The following is a 24,683-nucleotide window of genomic DNA, read 5'->3' as shown; positions in this document are numbered from 1 at the left end:
CCGGTAAGGTGGAAAATAATAATAAGAGCAAACGCTAACACTGGGAGGAAAACATGCGGAATAGTCTTCGATTGATGGCGGCTGCGTCCATGCTGGCGTTCGGCGCCGGTGCGGCATCGGCCCAGGTTTCCGACGATGTGGTACGCATCGGCGTTCTGGCGGACATGTCGGGCATCTACAGCGACCTGTCCGGCAAGGGCGCGGTCGAGGCGGTGAAGATGGCGGCCGAGGATTTCGGCGGCACCGTCCTGGGCAAGAAGATCGACGTGGTCTTCGCCGATCACCTGAACAAGGCCGACGTCGGCGCGGCCAAGGCGCGCGAATGGTTCGACACCGGCGGCGTGGATCTGATCAATGACCTTGCCAATTCCGGCGTGGCCCGCGCGGTCGCGGCGGTGGCCAAGGAGAAGAAGCGCCACATCATCGTCAATGGCGCCTCCAACATGGGCATCACCAACGAGCTGTGCTCGCCCTATGCCATCCACTATGCCTATGACGCCTATTCGCTGGCGCATGGCACCGGCAAGGCAGTGGTGGAGCAGGGCGGCAAGACCTGGTTCTTCCTGACGGTCGATTTCGCCTTCGGCATCGGCCTGGAAGAGCAGGTTTCCAGCGTGGTGCGCGCCAATGGCGGCCGCGTGGCGGGTGCCGCGCGCCATCCGTTGGCAACGACCGACTTCTCCTCTTACATCCTGCAGGCCCAGGCCTCGAAGGCGGAGATCATTGGCGTTGCCTCCACCGGTGCCGACGCGGTGAACGCGATCCGCGCCGCCGCCGAATTCGGCGCGACCAAGAACCAGAAGCTGGCCGCCCTGCTGCTGTGGATCGAGGATGTCCATGCGCTGGGCCTTCCCGCCGCTCAGGGGCTGCTGCTGACCAATGCCTGGTACTGGGACATGAATGATGAGACCCGTGCCTTCGCCAAGCGCTTCAACGAGCGGGTCGGCAAGATGCCGAACATGGCGCAGGCCGCCGATTATTCCTCGACCATGATGTATCTGAACGCCGTGAAGGCAGCCGGCACCGACGATGCGGATGCGGTGTCGAAGAAGATGCGCGAGATGACGGTCAGTGACATGTTCACCAAGGAAGGCAAGGTGCGCGTCGATGGCCGCTTCGTCCATGACATGTATCTCTGGCAGGTGAAGACCCCGGGCGAATCCAAGGGCCCCTGGGACTATCTGAAGCAGGTCTCCACCATTCCGGCGGAGCAGGCCTTCCAGCCGCTTTCGCAGAGCAAGTGCGACCTGGTCAAGAAGTGACCTCCCTGTACCCGGGCCGGACTTTCCACCGGTCCGGGTCTCTTTGTCGATCAACCGCAAGGCCGGCCGGTGTCATGGCCGGCCTTCGGATGACCGGGACGTGACCGTCGGACGGAGACCGTCTGGAAGATGGATATTTTCGGTATTCCGCATCAGGCCCTGCTGGGGCAGATCATGCTCGGCCTCGTCAATGGTGCCTTCTATGCGGTGCTGAGTCTGGGGCTGGCGGTCATCTTCGGGCTGCTGCGCATCGTGAATTTCGCGCATGGCGCCTTCTTCATGCTGGGCGCGTTCGTGGCCTTCCTGATCGGCCGTCATTTCGGCATCGGCTACTGGCCGGCGATGATCCTGGCCCCGCTGGCGGTCGGCCTGTTCGGCATTCTGTTCGAGCGCTTTGCCCTGCGGCGAATCTACAAGCTGGACCAGCTTTATGGCCTGTTTCTCACCTTTGGCCTGGTGCTGATCCTGGAAGGCGGCTTCCGCGTGGCGATGGGCTCGTCGGGCCATCCTTTCCCGACCCCGGCCGCGCTGCGCGGCGTGTTCGATCTGGGCTTCATGATCCTGCCGGTCTATCGGGCCTTCGTCATCCTGATGGCGGTGATCGTCTGCGCCGGCACCTGGATCGTCATCGAGAAGACACGGATGGGTGCTTATCTGCGCGCCGCAACGGAACGGCCGGAACTGACCCAGGCCTTTGGCATCAATGTGCCGATCCTGCTGACCCTGACCTATGGTGCCGGGGTGGCGCTGGCCGGTTTCGCCGGCGTGCTGGCGGCGCCGATCCAGCATGTGAACCCGTCCATGGGCTCCGACCTTGTCATCATCGTCTTCGCTATCGTGGTGATTGGCGGGCTCGGCTCCGTTCTCGGCTCGGCGGTGACCGGCCTCGGCCTGGGCGTCATCGAGGGGCTGGCCAAGGTCTATTATTCCGAGGCGTCCACCACCGTGGTCTTCCTGGTGATGGCGCTGGTGCTGCTGCTGCGTCCGGCGGGCCTGTTCGGGCGGGAGGAAAACTGATGCTGTCGCCCGCCCTGAAGCGCGGTTTCCTGCTGCTCCTGCTGGCGCTGCTGGCGGCGGCGCCGTTTTTTCCGCACATCATCTATCCGATCTTCCTGATGAAGATGATGTGCTTCGCGCTGTTCGCCTGTGCTTTCAACCTGCTGCTCGGCCATGCCGGCATCGTTTCCTTCGGTCATGCCGCCTTCTTCGGCGGGTCGGCCTATATCACCGGCTATGCCCTGCGCGAGATGGGGCTGAGCACGGAGCTGGCGATCCTGGCCGGCATGCTGTTCTCGACGATCCTGGGCGCCGCCATTGGTGCGCTGGCCATCCGCCGGCAGGGCATCTATCTGGCGATGATCACCCTGGCGCTGGCGCAGATGGTCTATTTCATCTTCCTGCAGACGCCCTTCACCGGGGCCGAGGACGGCATGCAGCCGATACCGCGCGGTCACCTGTTCGGGATCATCGACCTGTCCAGCGATACCCGGCTCTATTTCCTGGTGCTGGCCTGCGTCGCCGGCGGGCTGTGGCTGGTCAACCGCATCGTGAACTCGCCCTTCGGCGAGGTGCTGCGGGCGATCCGAGAGCATGAACCGCGCGCCCGCTCCATGGGCTATGCGGTGGAGCGCTACAAGATCCTCGTATTCGCCCTGTCGGCCGGGCTGTCGGGCCTGGCCGGGTCGCTGAAATGCGTGACCTTCCGGCTGGCCTCGCTGACCGATGTGCACTGGCACACCTCCGGCGACGTGATCCTGATGACGCTGCTGGGCGGCATGAACTCCGTGTTCGGCCCGGCCATAGGCGCGGTGCTGATTTCCCTGCTGCGGCACTATTTCGATGCGCTCGGCGCCTGGGTCACGGTGGTGATCGGCGTCATCTTCATCCTCTGTGTCCTGGTCTTCCGTCGCGGGGTCCTGGGCGAGATCAACCATCTGCTGTCCCGGCGCCCCTCGGTCCAACACCCTGCGGCCCGCCCCACCTTCAAGGAAGAACCGAATGCCCAGATTTGAACGTGCATCCATCCTCGACCGCTTCCGCGACATGATCCGCCGGGGCGAGCCCATCGTCGGCGGCGGGGCAGGCACAGGCATTTCCGCGAAATGCGAGGAGGCCGGCGGCATCGACCTCATCATCGTCTATAATTCGGGCCGTTACCGCATGGCCGGGCGGGCCTCCTCTGCCGGGCTGCTGGCCTATGGCAATGCGAACGACATCGTGAAGGAGATGGCGGTCGAGATCCTGCCGGTCTGCAAGACCACGCCGGTGATCGCCGGGGTGAACGGCACCGATCCCTTCATCATCATGCCGGTCTTCCTGAAGGAGCTGAAGGAGCTGGGCTTCTCCGGCGTGCAGAACTTCCCGACGGTCGGCATCATCGACGGCACTTTCCGCGTCAGCCTGGAGGAGACCGGCATAAACTTCGCCAGCGAGATCGACATGATCCGCCAGGCGCACGAGCTGGACCTGCTGACCACGCCCTATGTGTTCTCCGCCGATGAGGCGGTGGAGATGGCCAAGGCGGGAGCCGACATCATCGTGCCGCATATGGGCGTGACCACCGGCGGCAGCATCGGCGCCACCACCTCCAAGACGCTGGAGGAGTCGGTGCGGCTGATCGATGAGTGGGCGGAGGCCGCGCGCCGGGTGCGCAAGGATGTCATCATCATCGCCCATGGCGGGCCGATCTCCTCGCCCGAGGATGTCGATTTCGTGCTGAAGAACAGCCAGCATTGCAACGGGTTCTATGGCGCCAGCAGCGTCGAGCGGCTGCCCGTGGAGACCGCCATCGTGAACCATATAAAGACCTTCAAGGGCCTTAATTCCCTGAAGGAAAAGGCCTGAAGGATACAAAGGGAGGAAACGGAGAATGGCACGGGTCTATATCAGCGCCGTGATGGATATTCCGCTTGAGGAGGCCTGGGGCGTGCTGCGCGACTTCAATGCGCTGCCGGTCTATCACCCCTTCTTCTCGAAGAGCGAGATCGAGGATGGCAAGCCCTCCGACCAGGTCGGCTGCGTGCGCAATTTCTTCACCCATGAGGGCGGGCACATCCGCGAGGAGCTGCTGACCCTCTCGGACCGCGAGCATGTCTGCGCCTACCGCATCCTGGAGGCGACGCTGCCGGTGCAGAATTATGTGGCGGAGATGCGCCTGAAGCCGATCACCGAGGGCAACAAATGCTTCGGCGAATGGTGGGCCGAATATGATGTGGCGGAGGCCGATGCGGTCAGCGTCCATCAGACCGTCAGCGACACGTTCCGCTTCGCCTTCGAGGGGGCGGTGAAGGTCGCCAATTCCCGACGCAAGGCATAGCCCGTCATGGCAGCTACCGGCACGACCCCCGGCACGGCTTATGTCGTCGGCACCTTCGATACCAAGGCGGAGGAGCTGCTCTATGTCGCCGGGTTGCTGCGCGCGGCCGGGCTTTCCGTGGTCACAATCGATGTCGGCACGAAGACCGCTTCGGCCGAGGCCGATATCAGCGCCGAGGCTGTCGCCGCCTGCCATCCCGAAGGGGCCGATGCCGTGTTCGCGGCGGGCGACCGGGGGGCGGCGGTCACCGCAATGACGGAAGCGCTGCTGGGCCTCGTCGCCACAAGGCAGGATATCGGCGGCATGATCGGCCTGGGCGGTTCCGGCGGCACCTCGATCATCGCGCCGGCCCTGCGGGCGCTGCCCATTGACGTGCCGAAGCTGATGGTCTCCACCCTGGCCGCCGGCGATGTCGGGCCGTTCGTCGGGGTGCATGACATCGCCATGATGTATCCGGTCACCGACATTGCCGGACTGAACCGGCTGTCGCGGGTGATCCTGGCCAACGCCGCCCACGCGCTGACCGGGATGATGACGCGGCCGGTGCCGCAACCGGCGGACAGCCGCCCGGCGCTGGGTTTCAGCATGTTCGGCGTCACCACGCCCTGCATCCAGCAGCTGACCGAGCGCCTGTCGGGCGACTATGAATGCCAGGTCTTCCATGCCAACGGCCCCGGCGGGCGGGCGCTGGAGGCCATCGCCGGCTCCGGCATGCTGCGCGGCATGGTCGACCTCACCACGACGGAGGCGGCCGACCATCTGCTGGGCGGGGTCTGCACGGCGGGGCCGGAGCGGTTCGACGTGGTTGCCCGCACCGGCATCCCCTGGGTCGGTTCCTGCGGCGCGCTGGACATGGTGAATTTCTGGGCGCCGGAAACCATCCCGGAACGCTATCGCGGCCGGCTGTTCCACGCCCACAATGCCAATGTCACGCTGATGCGCACCACTGCGGAAGAGCTGGAGCAAATCGCTGCCTGGATATGCGGCAAGCTGAATGCGTCGTCCGGCCCGGTGCGCCTGCTTCTGCCGGAAGGCGGCGTCTCGGCCCTCGATGCGCCGGGACAGAAGTTCCACGATCCCGACGCCGATGCCGCCCTGTTCGCGGCGTTCGAGCGGCATTTCGTGGCAAGCGCGGACCATCTTCTGGTCCGCTTGCCGCACCACATAAACGATCCGGCTTTCGCCGAGGCAGCGGAACGGCATGTGCGCGACCTGATGTGATATGCGGCTGCATCGTGATCAGTGTTTTCGCTCAGGGCACGCCGTAACTCGCGGTGGTTTCACTCCCCGCAACCAGATAAAACGCCGCCAAGGCAACAGCTTGGCGGCGTTGTCGTGTCTAGGGTCTGGAGCCCGCCTGGAGCCGTGGAAACGCCATGGAAACAGGAAAATGCGAACGATGGCGGTTGCCTCATGCCCCCTTTGCAAGGGCCTCCGACTGATATTCGGCCCCATATAGCCGGTAGCGCCGATGATTGCGATCCTTTGTCCCATATGGCGGTTTCTTCGTCTGTTCATAGCTCAAGGTCAAGTTTGCGGGTGGCGGGTATGGCGGAACAGACCAGGACGTCTTCCGCGTCTGAGCTTGTTGCCGCGCGGTCAGGGTAGGTGACGGCCCCTTCGCGGAGCCTCACAGCACAAGTGCCGCATACACCGGAGCGACAGCTCCATGGGTGCTGAATGCCAGCTGCCTCGGCGAGGTCCAGCAATGATCCCTGGGATGGCGACCAGACCCGTCGTATTCCCGTCCGGTGGAAGATAATCTCAGCTTCGGTGATCTGGGGCGCGCAACCTGCCTTCTCCTCTGTCGCCTGTGTTTGGCGGTGCAGTCGGGCAGGTCCGAAAGCCTCGGCATGGATGTGTTCATCAGCGGCGCCCAGTTCTATCAGCGCCTCGTAGGACGCCTGCATGAAGCCCTCAGGGCCGCACAGGTAGATATCAGACTGACCCGGCGGCAACAGGGACCGGAGCAACGCCTTGTCGATGTGCCCCGTGCTGTCATGGTGATCACCAAGCAGATCCTGAGGGTGCGGTTGCGAATAGCGCACATGCACGGTCAGGTTGGGATTGCGTCTGGCGAGCAAGCGGAGGTGTCCGGCAAAGGGCTGGGTCTCGCTGTTCCGGTCGCTGTGAATAAAGACAATCGGCCTGTCGGGCTGGCGCGGTCGCCCGCTCTCCCCGCCTGTGAGGTGGTCAAGCATGGCGATCATCGGTGTCACGCCGATGCCGGCGGAAAGAAGGACGATTGGCCGGCTGCCGTCAGGATCGAGAACGAAACGTCCCCTTGGCGCCGAGGCGTTGAGGATGTCGCCTGTTCGGATGTGATCGTGCAGCCAGTTGCTGACACTGTTCTCCAGCGCAGGGCCGAGGCGGCGCTTGACGGTTATTCGATACTCCCGGTCGTTCGGCGCATTGGAAATGGTGTAGGTGCGGCGGAACGGCTGTGACTGCCCCGCAAGCTCCACGGTAAGGGGCAGGTGCTGGCCTGGCAGATGCGGGGGGAGAACTCCGCCGTCCGCTTGGGAAAGATAAAAGGAGCGAACGAACGCACTCTCATCCTGAACACGGGTGACCAGCAACGGATACAAGGTGATTGCACGATCCTCCTGCTTTGAGTGCGCCACATCGGCCCATGTTCCGGTTGCGGCGATCTGCGGTGCCGGTTCCGGGGCTGACCAGCGTAGCGGGCTTGCCTGCGGTATCCATACGCCTTCTTCGACCCGGAAGGAAAGAAGCCGCTGCGCGCCCGGAAAGCGCCGGCTCTCGGGCGTATCCCAAAGCACCTCGGCCGTGCCGGTCAACTGAAGCAGATTGCCGCTGGCAAAGTCCACAAAGAGCAGGCCGGCCCGGGGGTTAAGGGCAAGGTTGCCGAATGTGGAGAAGGCGGAATTGCCAGCAAAGTCCGGCGACACGAGTACCGTGCCCCCGGCGTCCTGACGCACATCGATGAACCCGGCCTTGCCGCCTCGGTGATTCACATCAGCGCCTTCGACCGGGTCCAGCCCGCCCGCGCCTGGCGATGCGGTGGCAATAAAGAAGGTATCGGCTGCACGAACCAGTTCGGCTGCCGCTGCCGAAAGGGATGAGCCTTCCCGGCGGATGAGTTGGCTGGAGGAGGCTCTATCCTTGCCGGATACAGGCTGCGCGGTTCGGGCATGAATATATTGCGGGCAATTGCCGAAGCTCTGGCTGATCTCAACGACGAATCGCCCTTCATGCACCTCGGCGATAAGACCATTCGCGCGGTTGCGTCGCCGTGTTTCTGGCTGGATACCAAGAAGGCCGACTGGAGCGCCTGCCTTGAGATTCTCATGCAAAGGGTCACCGGGTATCGTCTGCCCTTCGATAACCAGCTGGCGTGGGTTCGGCGACGTCATGAAGCCCTCCTCTCCAGCAAGGAGGGAGGCCCAGGGCCTGCCGGAGCGATCAAGGCTGCCGATAATGACGAAGGGAAGTGCCGCGAAAAACGCCCGATGCTGGTCGGGCATGAAGCTCCGTATGACCTTGCGGCCCATATGCTCGGCCATTTCGCGAGATCCGGCCCGGGACTGAACGGCGCGTTCTCCTGCGTGGTAGGGCGAGGTGTCCCGATCCCAGCCCGGAAGCGGAGGGGGGGGCGGCAGTGTCGAGGTCATGTTTTCTCCGGCGGTCGCGGCGCTATTCCACCGACTTGCCCGGCACTTCGGGCATCGGCACGAATCCCGGCAACGCCTCGATGCGGGAAAGCCATGCGCGGATGTGCGGATATGGCTTGAGGGCGATGCCGCCTTCAGGCGCGCGCCGGGTATATGAGTAAAGCGCCACGTCGGCGATTGTGGCCTCATCTCCGAGGAGGAACGATCTTGCGTCCAGCTCCGCGTCGAGAAGGGCGAAGAGCTGCCCGGCGATGGCTGTTGCCCGGTCCCCATCCAGCGGCAGTTTGAAGACCGTGACCAGACGCGCGGCCGCGGGACCATAGGCGAGCTGCCCCGCCGCCACGGAAAGCCAGCGCTGGATCGAAGCCATGGATTTGGGATCAGCCGGATACCAGCGGCGGGAGGGATCGTGCGTCAGCGCGAGGTAAATGAGAATGGCATTGCTGTCGGCCAGAACCACATCGCCGTCCACCAGCACAGGGATCTGTCCGAACGGGTTAAGGGCAAGAAACTCCGGTGCTTTGTGCTCACCAAGAGCAAAGTCCACCTCGACTGGATGATAGGGAACGCCAAGGAGTGAGAGGAAGAGTTCAACCCGGTGACAATGGCCGGATAGCAGATGGCGATAGAGGCGCACGGGGGACTTTTCGGTGCCCATTGCTGGTTCCTTTTGGCGTGAGGCTTTAAAAAATCTGCGCCTAAGATCGGTTGTTTCCTCATTGTCGTTAATATGAAAATTATGCATTATACTATTCCATTAGTTGGAATAATAAGATGGACCGGCTCAAGGGTATCGAGGTTGTTATTGTGGTGGCGGAAGAGGGGGGATTCGCGCCTGCCGCCAAACGGCTTGGCATGTCCCCGCCGGCGGTTACCCGAACTGTCCTGGCCCTTGAGGAACATCTGGGAATTCGGCTTTTCCGGCGCACCACCCGGGTTGTTCGCCTGACCGAGTCGGGGGAACGCTACATTGCCGGTGGGCGGCGCGTTCTGGATGAGCTGGCCGAAGCGGAAGCGTCTGCCTCCGGTGCCCATAAAGGGCTCAAGGGGCAGGTTGCGGTGACGGCGCCCGGAATGTTTGGCCGGCTGTTCGTGGCTCCGATTGCCTTGGATTTTCTGGCACTTCACCCGGATATCAGTCTTCGTACCCTGTTTGTGGACAGGATAACCGACCTCGTTGAGGAAGGTCTGGATGTGGCGGTGCGCATTGGCCACCTGCCGGATTCCTCACTCGTGGCGACTCAGGTCGGGCTGATGCGCCAGGTCGTCTGTGCGTCGCCGTCGTACCTTGCAAGCCATGGTGTACCCAGGGCGCCGAACGATCTTGAGGGTATGGAAGGAATTGACTTCTCCTTTTCGGCTCCTCAAAGGCATTGGGCATTTCGTTCATCCGGGCGCAGCAGGGCAGTCCGGCCGCGGTCACGTTTGTCGGTCAACTCGGCCGAGGTCGCCGTTGCGGCGGCAGTGGCCGGGCGCGGGGTCGCCAGGCTGCTGGCCTATCAAGTGGAAGCAGAAGTGCGCGCTGGCCGGCTTGAAATTGTCCTGGCGGATTTTGAGCCACCCCCACTGCCTGTCCATGTCCTGCATGTCGAAGGCCGTCATGCCGCCGCGCGTGTTCGTGCATTCGTCGGCATGATGGTTGAGCGCCTGCGTTCGGAGGATTGGCTGAGCTGAGTTATTGGCCCGGACGGTGCGTCAGTTCGTCAGAACACCGGAAGGCTGGTGCAAGGTGGCAGGCCATGAGGTCAGCGGTGAGCAGGCGGTCGCCCTCTTGAAAGAGGCTGATGTTTAAAGGCGGATCGTCCGACGACGGCCCTGGCAGTGCCGGTAAGCAGACCTGAGGCGGATGTCCTATGCCGGCAGGCTCAGCTCGATCAGCCTGCTCTCTGCCTCGGCGTGCTTTCGTATCCGCTCGATGGCCCTGGTCAGATGCCCGAGATAGGCCTCCGCCAGCCGTGAGGGCATCCTGTCGCGCGCGCGCATCACATTGAAGGTAAAGCGGATGGCCGGCTCGAAGCGGGCGACCCACAGATCCGGCCACTGCGCATAGGCCACGCCCAGCGGCTCGACGATACTGACGCCCAGCCCCCGCGAGACCAGGGCGCAGGCCTCGACGGAGGTGAACACATCGTACTGCTGGTAGCGCGCGATGCGCCGCTGTTCGAAGGCGGCATCGATGATATGGCGCATGCGGCTGTCGCGCATGAAGGAGATGAACTGCTCATCCTGCAGATCCTCCGCGGTGATCGTTTCCCGGCCGGCCAGACGATGCGATTTCGGCACAACGCAGACGCCCTGCGCATGGAACAGCGGATCGTTCACCAGGGCCGGATGCTGAACCTGGATCAGCGAGAATCCCAGATCGACCTGCTGGTTGATGACGATCTGGCTGACCGTCGTGCTGACATTGAAGACGATCCGTGCCTTGTGATGCTCGGCAGCGAAGCTGGCCAGTGAATCCGCAACCAGCGTGTGCCCCAGCGACGCGGCGGAGGCGATGTGCAGTTCGCCGGATTTCAGGAAGCGCAGGTCGCGCGCGAAACTCTCTATGTCGTTCAGCGAGGAGAACAGCCGCTGCACCTCCCGGTGCAGGAGCTGCGCGTCATGTGTCGGCACAAGGCGCTTCTTGCTGCGCACGAACAGCGTGAGGCCGAGATCATACTCCAGCCCGACCAGGCTCTTGCTCACCGCCGGCTGCGACACGCGCAGCCTTTCAGCGGCGGCGGTGACCGATCCGGTTTCCATGAACATGCGGAAGGCGTCCAGCTGACGGTGGGAAAGCGGCACGCGGTACTCCCTGAAATACATAACTATAAGTTATGAAAACACGATCATTAGCAATTTGAAATGCCGTTTCAGGACTGCTTCCCTTGGGGGTGTCATTCAATGGTCACAAGAAATTCTCTGAAACGAGAGATTCCCGAGCAGGAACGCCGGAGCGCCCCTTGTCAGAAAACAATATAACCAAATCGTCGATCCTTGATGTGGAGCGGGTGGATAAACGATTCGGTGCCCATCATGCCGTGCGCGACGTCTCGGTCCGTGTCCGCGCTGGCGAATTCCTGACGCTGCTGGGGCCCAGCGGCTGCGGCAAGACCACGCTATTGCGCATGATCGCCGGTTTCGAGACACCCAGCGAGGGCGAGATCCGCATTGCCGGGCGCCGGATGAACGAGGCGCCGCCCTATGAACGCCCCATCGGCATCGTGTTCCAGAATCTGGCGCTGTTTCCGCATCTTTCCGTTGGCGAGAACCTTGCCTATGGGCTGCGCGTACGGCGCATGGCGCGTGAGGACATCCGCCGCCAGGTTGCCGAGGCGCTTGGACTGGTCGATCTGGCCGGGCTGGAAGAACGCCGCGTGCATGAGCTTTCCGGCGGCCAGCGCCAGCGCGTGGCGCTGGCCCGCGCGCTGGTGATCCGTCCCAAGGTGCTGCTGCTCGATGAACCGCTGGGCGCGCTGGACCTGAAGCTCCGCCGGCAGTTGCAGCAGGAACTGAAGCGCATCCAGCAGCGCGTCGGCACGACGTTCGTGTTCGTCACCCACGATCAGGAGGAAGCGCTGACCATGTCCGACCGCATCGCGGTGATGCAGGGCGGTCAGGTCGAGCAGCTGGGCACGCCGGAAGAGGTTTATGCCCGGCCGCGCACGCCCTTCGTGGCGCAGTTTGTCGGCGATACGAACTTTCTGACCGGCAGCGTGGCCGGCACTGGCCCCAATGAGATGCAGGTGCGGCTCGACAGGCTTGAGCGGGTGATTGCCGTGCCTTCCCCCGCCGGGCACCAGCTGCCGGAAGGCACCCGTATCGGCCTGTCGGTCCGGCCGGAACATCTGGTGATGGCCGGGGCGCAGGAAAGGCTGGCCCTGACCGTCGAAGGCCGGGTGGTGGAGCGCAGCTATATCGGCGCCAGCACACGCTATGCGCTGGAAGCCGCCGGCGAGAGCTATGTCGCGGTCACGGCGGATTCCGGCACTGGCGTTCCCGCCCTTCAGCCCGGCCAGCCCGTGTCCTTCGGCTGGGCGCCGGAAAGCGCGGTCGTGGTGCCGCTCGATGCCGCGGACCTTTCGGTTCAGGAGCAAATGGAAGCGATGCCGGCTGGAACGACGCCGGAGGGCCCGGCCGATCCGGGAATGGCTGCGCTGCGCGGCTATTGATCAGAACAACAAAGGGAGAAGCATCATGTCGAAATTTTCTTTTCGCGCCCTGCCGGTCCTCGCCGCCCTTGCGGCGGTCGCGGCGATGGCTCCCCGGCCTGCACAGGCAACCGACCTGCTGATCGCCACCTGGGGTGGCGGCGTCGAGAAGGTGTGGGAGACGGCCTTTGCCGAACCTTTCGCCAAGGAGACCGGCATCAATGTGAAGATCGTGCCGGTACCGACGCCGGAGGCGCAGCTTCGCGCGCAGGCTGGCAACCCGCAATATAACGCCGTGATGGTGACCTATCCGCAGGGCGCCAACCTGATGCGTGACGGCATGGTGGAGCTGCTGGACCCGGCGGAACTGCCGGACACCGCCGATACCAATCCGCGCTATCTGATGCGCAATGCCGATGGCAAGCTGGCCGGGGTCAGCCCGTATTTCATGTATTACGGCATTGCCATCAACACGGATGAAGCCAAGCCAGGCGATTTCAAGTCCTGGGCCAATCTCGGCGATGCCAAATGGAAGGGCAAGCTGGCGATCACCCGGCCGATATACCTGTCTTCCTACGATCTGCCGATCATCGCCAAGGCGATGGGCGGTGATGAGAAGAACATCGAGCCGGGGTTGGATCTGCTGCGCAAGATCGTGCCGAACGCCCTGACCACCTACAGCTCCATCGCCCATATGAACGGGCTGCTGACGCGGGGCGAAATCGCCGCCGGGCCGTATTACTCCGGCCGCGTCTGGCATCTGCGCCAGCAGGGTGCCCAGAACGTCACCATGGTCGTGCCGGAAGAAGGCGCGCTGATGATCCCCTACCTGCTGGTCATGCCGAAGAATGCGAAGGACATGGCGGCGACCAAAAAGTTCATGAACTACGTCTCCAAGGCGGAGCCGCAGCTTCGCGGCTCGGTGCTGGGCGGCTACCTGCCGCTGAACGCGAAGGCGAAGCTGCCGGCCGAGGCTGAGGAGCAGATGGGCATGACCCTGGCCGAGCTGATGACCAGGCTCTACCAGCCGGATTGGGCCTATATCGCCGACAATCAGACCGACCGCATCAACCTTCTGGAAAAGCTCATCGCCGACGCGCGCTGAGCCTGGCCCCGGCGCTGTCGTCTCCCGGCGCCGGGGCGCCTTCCCCTTCCCATCGACCGCCTTTTTCATGGACAGAACCGCCACCATGAGCACCAGCCGCCTGCCTATCGATCACTTCATCGACCGCCTGTCCCGCATGACGCCGGAGGAGCGCCGCCTCGCCATCGAAGCTGACCCGTTGCCTGCCAATGTCGGCGCCCTGCTGGACGAGGCGGCGGCGGAAGTCGGCGACAAGCCCGCCTGGAATTTCTTCGAGGCCGGTGTCGTCACCACCTACAGCGCGCTTGCCGCAGAGGTGAACCGCACCGCCAATGCGCTGCGTGCCTGGGGGGTGACCAGGGGCACCCATATCGCGGTCATGCTACCGAACATTCCGCTCATGCCGACCATCTGGCTGGCCATCGCGAAGCTGGGTGCGGTGATGGCACCGGTGAATGTGCGCTATACCGCCCGCGAGGTTCGTTACATCGCCAATGATTCGGATGCCGACTTCCTGATTGCCCATGCCGACTACCGTGATCTGCTGTCGCCGGAATGGGACAGCGAGGAGCAGACGCTTGCCCTCCCGCCGGACCATATTGCCCTGGTCGGCGCGCCGGATGCCGGCCCTTACCGGCGCTGGGAGGAGATTGCCGCCGGCCAGTCCGCCATGCTGGTGCTGGACTATGCGCCCGGCCATGACGACCTTCTGAACATCCAGTACACCTCCGGCACGACCGGTTTCCCCAAGGGCTGCATGCTCTCGCACCGCTACTGGCTGAGTGCCGGCAAGGTGAACGGGCTGCGCGACGGGAAGCGGTTCGAGCGCATCCTGGCCTCCACGCCGTTCTTCTATCTCGATCCGCAATGGCTGCTGCTGCTGGCCTTCCACCAGCGCGGTACGCTGTATGTCGCCAACCGGCAGAGTGCCAGCCGGTTCGCCGGGTGGCTGGCCGAACACCGCATCCATTTCTGCCTGTTTCCGGAAGTGGTCTACAAGCAGCCGCCCAGCCCGCACGACGCGGAGATATGCCTGCGCCGCGCCAACATCTATGGCGTGCGCAAGGAAATTCACGCGGACCTGCGCCAGCGCTTCAATGCGCCGGCCATGGAAGCCTTCGGCATGACCGAGGTGGGGCCGACGCTGTTCGTGCCGCTGGAGGCGACGGAGATGGTCGGCTCAGGCTCCTGCGGCAAGCCGACCGCCTTCCGCGAATGCCGCGTCGTCGATGAGGATGGCAAGGACGTACCGCAGGGCGAAATCGGTGAGCTGGTGGTGCGCGGCAAGGGGCTGATGCAGGGCTATTACAAGAAACCGGAGGCCAACCGCGATTCCTATTTCGGCGAGTGGTTCCGCACCGGCGACCTGTTCCGAAAGGACGAGCAGGGCTACCACTACATCGTCGGCCGGCTGAAAGACATGGTGCGTAGGGCCGGCGAAAACATCGCCGCGCGCGAGGTCGAGGCCGTGCTTAAGAACCTGCCGGAGGTGATGGACGCCGCCGTCGTGGCAGTGCCAGACGACACGCGCGGGCAGGAGGTGAAGGCCTATATCGTGCGTCAGCCGGACCTGCCAGAGGATGCCCTGCCGCTGGCGCGAATCTTCGAGCATTGCGACCGCAACCTCGCCGCCTTCAAGGTTCCCCGCTACATCGAGTTCATCGATACGCTGCCGCGCACGCCATCGGAAAAGATCGCCAAGGGTGAGCTGATAAAGGCCAAGAGCGACCTGCGTCTCGGCGCCTATGATCGCGTCGCCGATTGCTGGCGCTGAACCGGAAAAGGGGGAGGATGTGATGACGGAATTCTGGCAGAAGCCCGCGACCGAACTGGCGGCGGCGATCCGCGGCAAGACGCTGTCCTCGCGGGAACTGGTCTCAGCAACGCTGGACCGGATCGACCGGCTGAACGGCGACACCAACGCCTTCGCGCTGGTCGATGCGGAAGGGGCACTGAAGGCAGCCGCGGCCGCTGATGCGGCCGTCATGCGCGGTGACTCGCTGGGGGGGCTGCATGGACTGCCGGTCACGGTGAAGGATCTGGTGCCGACCGCCGGCATGCGCACGGCGCTGGCCTCCTACATCTTCGCCGACAATGTGCCGGCGCAGGATGCCGAGGCAATCGCCCGTATCCGCCGGGCCGGCGGCATCATCCTTGGCAAGACCACCACGCCGGAACTGGGGCATAAGGTGCTGACCGACAGCCCGATGCACGGCATCACCCGCAACCCCTGGGCGCTGGACCGCACTTGTGGCGGGTCCAGCGGCGGTGCGGCGGTCGGCGTGGCGATGGGCTTCGGGCCGCTGGCGGTCAGCACGGACGGTGCCGGCTCCGGCCGTATTCCCGCCGCCTGCTGCGGCATCGTCGGGCTGAAGCCAACCGTGGGCGGGGTGCCGCACGAAACCACACCGGACCTGTTCGGCAACCTAACCTGCCTCGGCTCGATGGCCCGCACGGTGGAGGACACGGTGCTGCTGCACAATGTCATGGCCGGCCCGGACCCGCGGGACCCCTGGTCCCTGGGCGGATCGGCCGCGCCGCTCACTCTGGCGGACGATCCGCTGTCCGTCCTGAAGGGGCTGAAAATCCGCTGGATGCCGCGCACGGTGAACGACTATCTCGACCCCGATTTCGAGGCGCACACCACGAAGACCGTCGAGGCGATGGTCGATGCCGGTGCAACACTGGTGGACAAGCCGGTGAGCCTTGACTGGAGCCTGGATACCGCCCTGGTCCTGATGCGGGCCTATCAGGCCGCGCGTTCCGGCCATGTGCTGGAGAAATGGCGCGACCGGATGGACCCGACCATGGTGTCGGCGCTGGAGGAGGGGCTGGCGCAGGATGTCGGGACGCTCCAGAAAGCGCTTCCCGAGCGCACCGCGCTGTATCGCCGGGTTCAGGCGATCTTCGACCATGCCGATATCCTGGTCACGCCGACCATCGCCGCCCCGCCGCCGCCGGTGACGCAGCGCGCCGACGAACCGCTGGTGATCGACGGCAAGCCGCTGGGGCCGCTGCGGCGCACCTGGTACTGCTACACCATCCCGTTCAATCCCAGCGGCAATCCGGCCATGTCCGTGCCCTGCGGTTTCACGAAGGACGGGTTGCCCATCGGCCTCCAGATTGTCGGCCCGTGGCATGCCGAACAGCGGCTGGTCGCCGTGGCCGCCGCCCTGCAGGCGCTGATGCCCTGGCAGCACCGCTGGCCGGCACTGGCCGGAGGGGAGGCTTCGGCATGATCATCGACTATGGCAGCCGGCCGCCGGTCCCGGCCTTCGCGCAGACCGCGACCACACATCTGCAGCGCTATCGTACGGTCTATCAGTCCAGCGAGAAGGCGGCCGCCCGGCAGGACAGTTTCGAGGAGTATCTCGCCGCCTATGATGCGCTGGGGGCCGAGCACATCGTGGTGAAGGCGCGCGATCTGGAGACCACCTTCGGCTGGCGCATTGCCAACGAGGATGTCGCCGCCTTCTGCCGCGAACAGGGGCCGCGCTTCGTCGGCTTCGCCGGTGTCGATCCCAACAAGGGGATGGTGGCCGTTCGCGAGCTGGAGCATGCGGTGCGCGAGCTGGGGCTGCGCGGCCTCAATCTGCAATGCTTCGAACACAAGCTGGCGATCAACGACAAGAAGATGTACCCGCTCTATGCCAAATGCATCGAGCTGGATATCCCGGTGAACCTGCATTGCAGCATCAATTTCGCGACCTCCACGCTGATGGAGTTCGGGCGCCCGGCGCTGCTGGACGAGGTGATGGTGCATTTCCCGGAACTGCGCGTGTGCGCCGCGCCGCCGGGCTTCCCCTGGGTGCATGAGCTGATCGGCGTCGCCTGGCGGCACGCCAATGTGCATATCGGGCTGGTGGCGGTACGGCCGAAATATCTGTCGGTCGCCGGGTCAGGCTATGAACCGCTACTGCAATATGGTCGCACCATCCTGCAGGACCGCATCATCTTCGGCTCCGCCTATCCGCTGATGCCGCTTGAGCGCACCGTGCGCGAGATCGAGGCGCTGCCGCTGGAAGAGGATGTCCGCCAGAAGTGGCTGTACGGCAATGCCAAGCGTTTCCTGCGGCTGTGAGGATGGCTGCGATGTCCCGATCCACCACGATATCTGTAAACGCCAAAGCTGGCGGAACTGCGCGTCGCCACCTGCCGCTGGCGCAGGCGCTGCTGCTGGCCCCAGCCCTGCTGCTGCTGGCCCTGTTCGCCATCAGCGTGGTGCAGATGGTGGCCACCTCCTTCACTGGCAGGGATGGCTTCACGCTGGCGCTGTATCAGGAATTCTTTTCCCGGCCGGACTATATCGAGATTTACCTGCGCACCATCGGCGTGTCCTTTCTGGTGACGTTCTTCTCGATCCTGATCGGCTATCCCATCGCCTTCGGTATCTGGCGCTACAAGGGCAACCGCAACCACCTGATGATCCTGGTGATCCTGCCCTGGCTGGTCAGCATCGTGGTGCGCACCTATGGCTGGATCGTGATCCTGGGGCCGCGCGGGCTGATCAACGAATTTCTTGGCTGGGTCGGGGTGATCGACTCGCCGATGCGGCTGATGTTCAACACCACCGGCGTGGTCATTGGCCTCGTGCATGTGCTGGTGCCGTTCATGATCATCTCGATCCTGTCGGTACTGCTGCATCTCGACCGCAAGCTGGAGGAAGCCAGCATGAGCCTAGGCGGCCGGCCGCTCTACACCTTCTGGCGGGTCACCCTGCCGCTGTCGCTGCCGGGCATCATCTCCGGTGCGATGTTGGTCTATCTGATGTCCACGGGCGCCATCGTCACGCCGATCCTGCTGGGCGGCGTGCAGGACCGGATGATGGGCACGCAGATGTATCAGGAGGTGATCCAGACCTTCAATTTCCCGAAAGGCTCAATGCTGGCCTTCCTGCTGCTGCTGGCCGGGCTGGCCGTGATCCTGCCGGTGCAGGCGCTGGAGCGGCACCTGTCGACGGCAATGGGAACTGAGGGGAGGCAATCATGACCGCCATCCGCTGGAGCCAGGTCGGTCTGTGGAGCCTGCTGCTGTTTCTGCCGGCCCCTATCGTCATCGTCGTCGCTGCCTCCTTCAGCGAGGCCGGCTATATCCGCTTTCCGCCCGGCGCCTTGTCGCTGCGCTGGTATGTCGAGTTCCTGACTGATGCGCGCTGGATGCAGGGCTTCGCCACCAGCCTGCTGCTGGCCGCAGCCGGTGCCGTAATCAGCAGCCTGGCGGCGTTTCTGGCGGCGCTGGTCGTCACGCGGCGGCGGAGCCGGTTTTCAAGCTTTTTCGAGACGGCGGTGCTGACGCCGATCCTGTTTCCGCATGCCGCGCTGGGCGTGGCGATGCTGGCGCTTGTGTCGATGTTCCATGTCTATGGCAGCTTCGCCGGTCTGTTGCTGGCGCACTGCATCATGACGCTGCCCTATGCCTACCGGCCGATCTCGGTCAGCCTGCGCAAGCTGGACAGCGCGATGGAGGAGGCATCGATGAGCCTTGGCGCGCGGCCGTGGGAGACCTTCTGGCGGGTGACCTTTCCGCTGGTCCGCCCCGGCCTCATCACTGCGCTGCTGTTCAGCTTCATCCTGTCCTTCGACGAGGTGACGGTGACGATGTTCCTGGTCGGCCCGCACGTCACCACCCTGCCGGTGCAGATCTATTCCTTCATCCAGGAAAGCGGCACGCCGGTGGTGGCCGCCATCTCCACCACGCTGGTGCTGTTCACCCTGCTGATGGTGATGCTGCTGGAGCGGCTGGTGGGGCTGGAATTCTTCGTCGAACCGGACGGGGGGCGGGCATAGGCGGGCACGCCCCTACAGCCCTTCGGGGCGGTTACCAGATATCGTCAGCCCGGCCGGCCATCAGCGCGGGGTCCGGTCAGGATCGGCCCATAGACAAAGAGGAACAGCGCGAACGCCGTCATCCACAGCAGCCCGGCGGCGGCGATAGAGGGCAGTGTCTGTGCCGGGAACAGCGCCGGCCCGAAGACCCGGATCGTGGCCCCCGCCGTCAGCAGCACATAGCTGATGGCGGTGGCCGGTGCTGCCCTCAGGGGCCGGCCGGTATGACCCAGCGTGGCGCGGCTCATCACCGCCAGGATCATCGTGCTGAACCCGCCGAAGGTCAGTGCATGCAGCCAGTTCATGCCGATCTCCATCCCGCCCAGCAGCCACAGCGCCTTCAGCGTCAGACCGACCGGTATCCATAGATAGCCGACATGCAGCACCCAGAGCAGCGGATCGGCACCCGTGCGGTGCCCCTTCCACAGGCCGAGCCGCACGCCATTGAACAAGGCGGCCAGGGCTGCCACGACGCCGGCGGCTGTGCTGCCGGGCTGGGCGAGGTCGGCGGCCAGCACCCCCAGCACTGACAGCAGGCAGGCGATTTCCAGCGCACGCGGTTGCGCGATCTCCACCGGCCGGCCCAGGCGCCGCAAGGTGCTGAGCGTGAAGGAGGGCACGATGCGCCCGCCGATCAGCACGACCAGCAGCAGCGTCAGATTCACCGCCAGCATCTGGCCGGCATGGGCGGTATCCATGGTCACGCCTGCCCGTTCCAGATGGACCAGCAGATTGGCGGCGGCAAAGACGATCAGCACCGCGAGGATCGGCAGGTTGCGGTAGTTCCTGCCGCGCAACAGATGGCGCCCGATGATCGCGGCGAGCGCCGGCAGGAAGGCGAGGTCAAGGGCTGCTGCTGCCAGCGGGTCGAACGGAAAGAGCGGAGACATCGCCCAGCGCCCGGCGAGCCAGAGCAGGGTGAGGGCGATCAGCAACGAGCCGCTAAAGCCGCCGCGCCCGGTCCAGTTCGGCACGGCAGTCAGCAGGAAGCCGGCAATGGCCGCCGTGACGAAGGCGAACAGCATCTCATGCGCATGCCAGGACAGCGCGCCCAGCCCCTCCGATGGCCAGAGCCCATGGGCGAAGGCCAGCAACCAGGCCAGCACGCCGAACAGGGCGAACAGCCCGGCCAGCAGGAAGAAGGGACGGAAGCCATATTCGAACAAGGCGAAACGCCGGATCGGCCGTTCTGCCTGGGCAGGGAAGGCGGCTGACATGGCGCTCTCCGCTGGTTGCGATAAAAGATGTATAGTATATGTATCTTATAGTGAATCACAAAACAAGTGCCTTTGATGCATCTTTGGGGGGCCAATGCGGCTGACCGTTCACACCGACTACGCGCTGCGCATGCTGATCCATCTGGGGCTGCTGGAAGGCCGTACTGGGACCATCGACGCGGTGGCGGAAGCCTATGGCATCTCCCGCAATCACCTGATGAAGGTGGCGCACCGGCTGGGCCGGGAAGGATTCGTCGAGACGATCCGGGGACGCGGCGGCGGATTGAGGCTTGCCCGGCCGGCCACCGAGATCCGGATCGGCGATGTCGTGCGGGCGACGGAGGAGGATTTCGCGCTGGTCGAATGTTTTCCGCCGCTCAGCAGGGCGTGCGCCATCACCCCGGCCTGCACGCTGCGCCATGTGTTCGCGGAGGCGCTGGACGCCTATTTCGCGGTGCTGGACCGTTCTACGCTGGCTGATCTGCTGGAGAACCGGCCCCAGCTCACCGCGCTGTTGCGCATCGCTATATAAGCGGGTCGTCGATCAGCGGGTTGGGCTGCGAGAAATCGGTAAGCGCCTCCATATCCTCCAGCCGGATAATGTTGCCTTCCACCCGCACGCCGAGATCGCGCAGGGTCGAGAAGGCGCGCGACAGGTTTTCCGGTGTCATGCCGAGCCGTGATGCCAGCACGCGCTTTTCCATCGCCAGCCGGACCGTTCCATCGTCCGAGAGCCGGCCCTGCGCCAGCAGCCAGTTGGCGAGGCGTTCGCTGCTGGTGCGCAGCTTCTGGTTCTTCAGCTCCTTCACCACCCGGCGATAGCCGGTCGCCAGCTCGCCGACAATCGACAGCATGAAGGCCTTGTCCTGCTGCATCGCCTGGCGGACCGCCTGGGCCGGGATCATCAGGATGCGGGAGCGGGAGATCGTGCGGGCCGACTGCAGATAGACCTGGTCCTTCAGCACGGCGGCCAGGATGAAGGTGCTGACCGGGCGCACGAAGCTGATCGTCGTCTCCCGCCCGCCGGACGATCCGAACATCTCCACCAGCCCTTCCAGCACGACATGCAGGAAATCGGCGGGGTCATTCTCGCTGATCAGCAGCACGCCCTGGGGAAAGCGCTGCAGGAAACTGATCTTTATCAGCGCCTCGAAGGTCTCCGGCATGCAGTCCCGGAACAGCGGCAGATTACGTATGGCATCGACATCGTCTGGTTGCATGACCCATTCCCGTCAGACCGAGAGGCCTGTCTCAATAGTTGATAAATGTTAAATCACAGTTATTTATTTGTCAATTCACAGTATGATTAAATATATCTGAGTGTGTATTGTCTTCTTATTTTCATTTCACCATTAAAAATGGTGTCGATAGTTGATCCAGGTCAAAGATGGTTTTACCCTGATCAACGATTAGTCATGGCGCGGAGCAGATATCCGCTATCCAACGACCCTGGATTTGGGGGCAGCCATGAACGACCTCGCCACTGTCAGCCGCGGCGATCAGACCCGCGCGCTGGGTATAAGTACCCTGGCCTTCACCGTCTGCTTCGCGGTGTGGACGATATTCTCCATCATCGGTGTGGGAATACGAGAACAACTGGGGCTGAGCGACACGCAGTTCGGGCTGCTGGTCGGTACGCCGATCCTGACCGGTTCGCTGACCCGCATCTTCCTCGGTATCTGGACCGACCAGTATGGCGGCCGCATCGTTTATGTGCTGGTGATGGTGCTGGCGGCGGCTGCGACCTTCCTGCTGTCCTACGCCGACACCTACGAGATGCTGCTGCTGGCAGCGCTTGGCGTGGGGCTGGCCGGCGGTTCCTTCGCGGTCGGCGTCGCCTATGTCTCGCGCTGGTACCCGAAGGAAAAGCAGGGCACCGCGCTCGGCATCTTCGGTGCCGGCAATGTGGGTGCTGCGGTCACCAAGTTCGTCGCCCCCTTCGTCATGGTCGCCTATGGCTGGGAGATGGTGGCGCAGGTCTGGGCCATCGCCCTGCTGGCCTCCGCCGCGATCTTCTGGTTCACCACCAGCGACGATCCGGCCCTGGTGGAGCGGCGGCGGCGCGGGGTCAAGGCGCGCGGTGCGCTGCTGGAGCTGGCACCGCTGAAGAACCTGCAGGTCTGGCGCTTCTCGCTCTACTATTTTTTCGTGTTCGGCGCCTTCGTCGCGCTGGCGCTGTGGCTGCCGCGCTATCTGGTCGGCGTCTATGGCATGGACATCAAGTCCGCCGGCATGCTGGCCGCCTTCTATTCCGTGCCGGCCTCGCTGTTCCGAATCTATGGCGGCGTGCTGTCGGATAAGTACGGCGCGCGGCGGGTGATGTACTGGACCTTCGGGGTCTCGGTCGTCTGCCTGTTCCTGCTGTCCTATCCGGCGACCGACTATGTGGTGCACGGCATCACCGGCGACATCTCCTTCACCCTGGCGATGGGGATCGTCCCCTTCGTCGCGCTGATCTTCGTGCTGGGCTTCTTCATGAGCCTCGGCAAGGCCGCCGTTTACAAGCACATCCCGGTCTATTACCCGAACCATATCGGCGCGGTTGGCGGGCTGGTCGGCATGATGGGCGGCCTTGGCGGCTTCATCCTGCCGATCGCCTTCGGTGCAATGAACGACCTGACCGGCATCTGGACCAGCTGCTTCATGCTGCTGTTCGCGCTGGTCGCCACCGCGCTGGCCTGGATGCACCTGTCGATCCGGCGGATGGAGCGCGATGTCGCCGATGCCGAGCTGCGTAAGCTGCCGGAACTGCCGGAGATGCGCGAAATCCATACCGCGAAGGAAGTCGGCGCCCTGGGTCCGAGCCTGATCGAGGACTGGCGGCCCGAGGACAAGCAATTCTGGGAAGAAAAGGGCCGAAAGATCGCGCAGCGTAATCTCTGGCTGTCGATCCCGTCGCTGCTGCTGTCCTTCGCGGTCTGGATGGTCTGGTCGGTGGTGGTCGCCAAGCTGCCGCTGATCGGCTTCGCCTTGACCACGGACCAGCTGTTCTGGCTGGCAGCGCTGCCCGGCCTGTCGGGGGCGACCTTGCGCATCTTCTATTCCTTCATGCCGCCGATGTTTGGCGGGCGGCTGTGGACGACGCTGGCGACCTGGTCGCTGATCGTGCCGGCGCTGGGCATCGGCTTTGCCGTGCAGAACCCGGCGACGCCCTATCCGCTGTTTGTCCTGCTGGCCCTGCTGTGCGGCTTCGGTGGCGGCAATTTCGCCTCCTCCATGGCCAACATCTCCTTCTTCTTCCCAAAGGCGGAGAAGGGCAACGCGCTGGCGCTCAATGCCGGTCTCGGCAATCTCGGCGTCTCGGTCGTGCAGTTCGTGGTGCCGCTGATCATCACCGCCGGCGTGTTCGGCTTCATCGGCGGCGCGCCGCAGCAGGTGGCGAACGCCAACACCCAGCTCTGGCTGCAGAATGCCGGCTTCATCTGGGTGCCGTTCATCGTCGCCTCGGCCTTCGCCGCCTGGTTCGGCATGAACGACATCGCCAGCATGAAGGCCTCCTTCGCGGAGCAGGCCGTGATCTTCCAGCGCCGGCACAACTGGTACATGTGCTGGCTCTATACCGGCACCTTCGGTTCCTTCATCGGCTATTCGGCGGGCTTCCCGCTGCTGATGAAGCTGCAGTTCCCGCACATCGACGCGCTGCAGTTCGCCTTCCTTGGTCCGCTGGTCGGCGCGCTGTCGCGCTCGGCGACCGGCTGGGTATCCGACAGGTTCGGCGGCGGGCGCGTCACGCTATGGGTGTTCGTGGCGATGATCGTGGCGGTCCTGGGCGTGCTGTACTTCCTGTCGATCAAGCAGCATCCGATGGCGTTCTGGGGCTTCTTCGCCATGTTCATGGTGCTGTTCTTCGCCACCGGCGTGGGCAATGCCTCCACCTTCCAGATGATCCCGGCGATCATGCGCCGCGAGATGGACCGGCTGATGCCCGGCGCGGATGCGCTGGCCAGGCAGCGCCAGGCGGACAAGGAATCGGCGGCGATCATCGGCTTCACCTCCGCTGTTGCCGCCTATGGCGCCTTCTTCATCCCGAAGAGCTATGGCTCCTCCATCGCGTTGACCGGCGGACCGGAAGCCGCGCTGTGGGCCTTCGCCATCTTCTACGCCACCTGCGTGGCCCTGACCTGGGCGGTCTACACCCGCAAGGGCGGGCTGCTGCATGACATCGAACGCGGCCGCCGCGCGCCAGCCGCCACACCCGCCGAATAGGCCCA

Annotated in this window: 21 protein-coding genes; 16 read left to right on the top strand and 5 right to left on the bottom strand. The window is 64.1% G+C overall.

Going from position 1 to position 24,683, the window contains the following annotated elements; translation table 11 throughout:
• The first annotated feature begins 53 nt into the window (after window positions 1-53).
• The 6 genes from P24_RS01575 (at window position 54) to P24_RS01550 (ending at window position 5,799) form a co-directional block, all read left to right on the top strand.
• A complete protein-coding gene (locus tag P24_RS01575) occupies window positions 54-1,262 on the top strand; it encodes an ABC transporter substrate-binding protein (RefSeq protein WP_202802337.1) in 1,209 nt (402 codons plus the stop codon).
• A 129-nt stretch (window positions 1,263-1,391) separates the two neighbouring features.
• Window positions 1,392-2,279 carry a branched-chain amino acid ABC transporter permease gene (locus P24_RS01570; protein ID WP_008942931.1) on the top strand — a complete coding sequence of 296 codons (888 nt, stop codon included), beginning with the start codon at window positions 1,392-1,394 and terminating at the stop codon, window positions 2,277-2,279.
• The gene (locus P24_RS01565; protein WP_008942930.1) at window positions 2,279-3,274 is read left to right on the top strand and encodes a branched-chain amino acid ABC transporter permease; all 996 of its coding nucleotides are present in this window, start codon (window positions 2,279-2,281) and stop codon (window positions 3,272-3,274) included. The genes P24_RS01570 and P24_RS01565 overlap by 1 nt, the downstream gene beginning before the upstream one ends.
• Complete coding sequence (locus P24_RS01560) at window positions 3,261-4,106, top strand: phosphoenolpyruvate hydrolase family protein (RefSeq protein WP_008942929.1); 846 nt, start codon at window positions 3,261-3,263, stop codon at window positions 4,104-4,106. Before P24_RS01565 ends, P24_RS01560 begins: the two co-directional genes overlap by 14 nt.
• A gap of 25 nt (window positions 4,107-4,131) precedes the next feature.
• The gene (locus P24_RS01555) at window positions 4,132-4,578 is read left to right on the top strand and encodes an SRPBCC family protein (RefSeq protein WP_008942928.1); all 447 of its coding nucleotides are present in this window, start codon (window positions 4,132-4,134) and stop codon (window positions 4,576-4,578) included.
• Between the two features lie 6 nt (window positions 4,579-4,584).
• Window positions 4,585-5,799 carry a Tm-1-like ATP-binding domain-containing protein gene (locus P24_RS01550; RefSeq protein WP_008942927.1) on the top strand — a complete coding sequence of 405 codons (1,215 nt, stop codon included), beginning with the start codon at window positions 4,585-4,587 and terminating at the stop codon, window positions 5,797-5,799.
• Window positions 5,800-6,092: 293 nt separating this feature from the next.
• On the opposite strand, the gene P24_RS01545 is transcribed toward P24_RS01550, so the two are convergent.
• Both P24_RS01545 and P24_RS01540 read right to left on the bottom strand, forming a co-directional pair.
• On the bottom strand, window positions 6,093-8,105 hold the full coding sequence (locus tag P24_RS01545) for a 2Fe-2S iron-sulfur cluster-binding protein (RefSeq protein ID WP_008942926.1): 2,013 nt from the start codon (window positions 8,103-8,105) through the stop codon (window positions 6,093-6,095).
• A gap of 130 nt (window positions 8,106-8,235) precedes the next feature.
• Entirely contained in the window at window positions 8,236-8,871 is a 636-nt protein-coding gene (locus tag P24_RS01540) for a glutathione S-transferase family protein (RefSeq protein ID WP_008942925.1), read from the bottom strand.
• 116 nt (window positions 8,872-8,987) lie between these two features.
• Here P24_RS01540 and P24_RS01535 point away from each other — a divergent pair, with 116 nt between their 5' ends.
• The gene (locus P24_RS01535) at window positions 8,988-9,887 is read left to right on the top strand and encodes a LysR family transcriptional regulator (protein ID WP_008942924.1); all 900 of its coding nucleotides are present in this window, start codon (window positions 8,988-8,990) and stop codon (window positions 9,885-9,887) included.
• A gap of 177 nt (window positions 9,888-10,064) precedes the next feature.
• Here the strand turns inward: P24_RS01535 and P24_RS01530 are convergent, their stop codons facing one another.
• Complete coding sequence (locus P24_RS01530) at window positions 10,065-11,000, bottom strand: LysR substrate-binding domain-containing protein (RefSeq protein ID WP_121216686.1); 936 nt, start codon at window positions 10,998-11,000, stop codon at window positions 10,065-10,067.
• Between the two features lie 206 nt (window positions 11,001-11,206).
• Here P24_RS01530 and P24_RS01525 point away from each other — a divergent pair, with 206 nt between their 5' ends.
• The 7 genes from P24_RS01525 (at window position 11,207) to P24_RS01495 (ending at window position 19,216) form a co-directional block, all read left to right on the top strand.
• Entirely contained in the window at window positions 11,207-12,367 is a 1,161-nt protein-coding gene (locus P24_RS01525; protein WP_237740146.1) for an ABC transporter ATP-binding protein, read from the top strand.
• 25 nt (window positions 12,368-12,392) lie between these two features.
• Entirely contained in the window at window positions 12,393-13,451 is a 1,059-nt protein-coding gene (locus P24_RS01520) for an extracellular solute-binding protein (protein WP_008942921.1), read from the top strand.
• Between the two features lie 85 nt (window positions 13,452-13,536).
• Complete coding sequence (locus P24_RS01515) at window positions 13,537-15,204, top strand: class I adenylate-forming enzyme family protein (RefSeq protein ID WP_008942920.1); 1,668 nt, start codon at window positions 13,537-13,539, stop codon at window positions 15,202-15,204.
• A 22-nt stretch (window positions 15,205-15,226) separates the two neighbouring features.
• A complete protein-coding gene (locus P24_RS01510; protein ID WP_040706200.1) occupies window positions 15,227-16,669 on the top strand; it encodes an amidase in 1,443 nt (480 codons plus the stop codon).
• Complete coding sequence (locus P24_RS01505; RefSeq protein WP_008942918.1) at window positions 16,666-17,511, top strand: amidohydrolase family protein; 846 nt, start codon at window positions 16,666-16,668, stop codon at window positions 17,509-17,511. The genes P24_RS01510 and P24_RS01505 overlap by 4 nt, the downstream gene beginning before the upstream one ends.
• Window positions 17,512-17,522: 11 nt before the next feature.
• On the top strand, window positions 17,523-18,419 hold the full coding sequence (locus tag P24_RS01500; RefSeq protein ID WP_008942917.1) for an ABC transporter permease: 897 nt from the start codon (window positions 17,523-17,525) through the stop codon (window positions 18,417-18,419).
• Complete coding sequence (locus tag P24_RS01495) at window positions 18,416-19,216, top strand: ABC transporter permease (RefSeq protein WP_008942916.1); 801 nt, start codon at window positions 18,416-18,418, stop codon at window positions 19,214-19,216. Before P24_RS01500 ends, P24_RS01495 begins: the two co-directional genes overlap by 4 nt.
• A gap of 44 nt (window positions 19,217-19,260) precedes the next feature.
• Here the strand turns inward: P24_RS01495 and P24_RS01490 are convergent, their stop codons facing one another.
• Window positions 19,261-20,472 carry an NnrS family protein gene (locus tag P24_RS01490; protein WP_008942915.1) on the bottom strand — a complete coding sequence of 404 codons (1,212 nt, stop codon included), beginning with the start codon at window positions 20,470-20,472 and terminating at the stop codon, window positions 19,261-19,263.
• A gap of 94 nt (window positions 20,473-20,566) precedes the next feature.
• Between P24_RS01490 and P24_RS01485 the strand changes: the two genes are divergently transcribed.
• Entirely contained in the window at window positions 20,567-21,004 is a 438-nt protein-coding gene (locus P24_RS01485; RefSeq protein ID WP_008942914.1) for an Rrf2 family transcriptional regulator, read from the top strand.
• Here the strand turns inward: P24_RS01485 and P24_RS01480 are convergent.
• Window positions 20,997-21,692, bottom strand: coding sequence for a cyclic nucleotide-binding domain-containing protein (locus tag P24_RS01480; RefSeq protein ID WP_008942913.1), 696 nt, complete (start codon window positions 21,690-21,692; stop codon window positions 20,997-20,999). The genes P24_RS01485 and P24_RS01480 overlap by 8 nt on opposite strands.
• 247 nt (window positions 21,693-21,939) lie before the next feature.
• Between P24_RS01480 and P24_RS01475 the strand changes: the two genes are divergently transcribed.
• On the top strand, window positions 21,940-24,678 hold the full coding sequence (locus tag P24_RS01475) for a nitrate/nitrite transporter (RefSeq protein ID WP_008942912.1): 2,739 nt from the start codon (window positions 21,940-21,942) through the stop codon (window positions 24,676-24,678).
• Window positions 24,679-24,683 lie beyond the last annotated feature (5 nt).

This window comes from Oceanibaculum indicum P24 (assembly GCF_000299935.1).
GTDB classification, from domain to species: Bacteria; Pseudomonadota; Alphaproteobacteria; order Oceanibaculales; family Oceanibaculaceae; genus Oceanibaculum; species Oceanibaculum indicum.
Note: the sequence above shows the minus strand (reverse complement) of the source record. Positions and strands in the feature narration are given on the sequence as shown.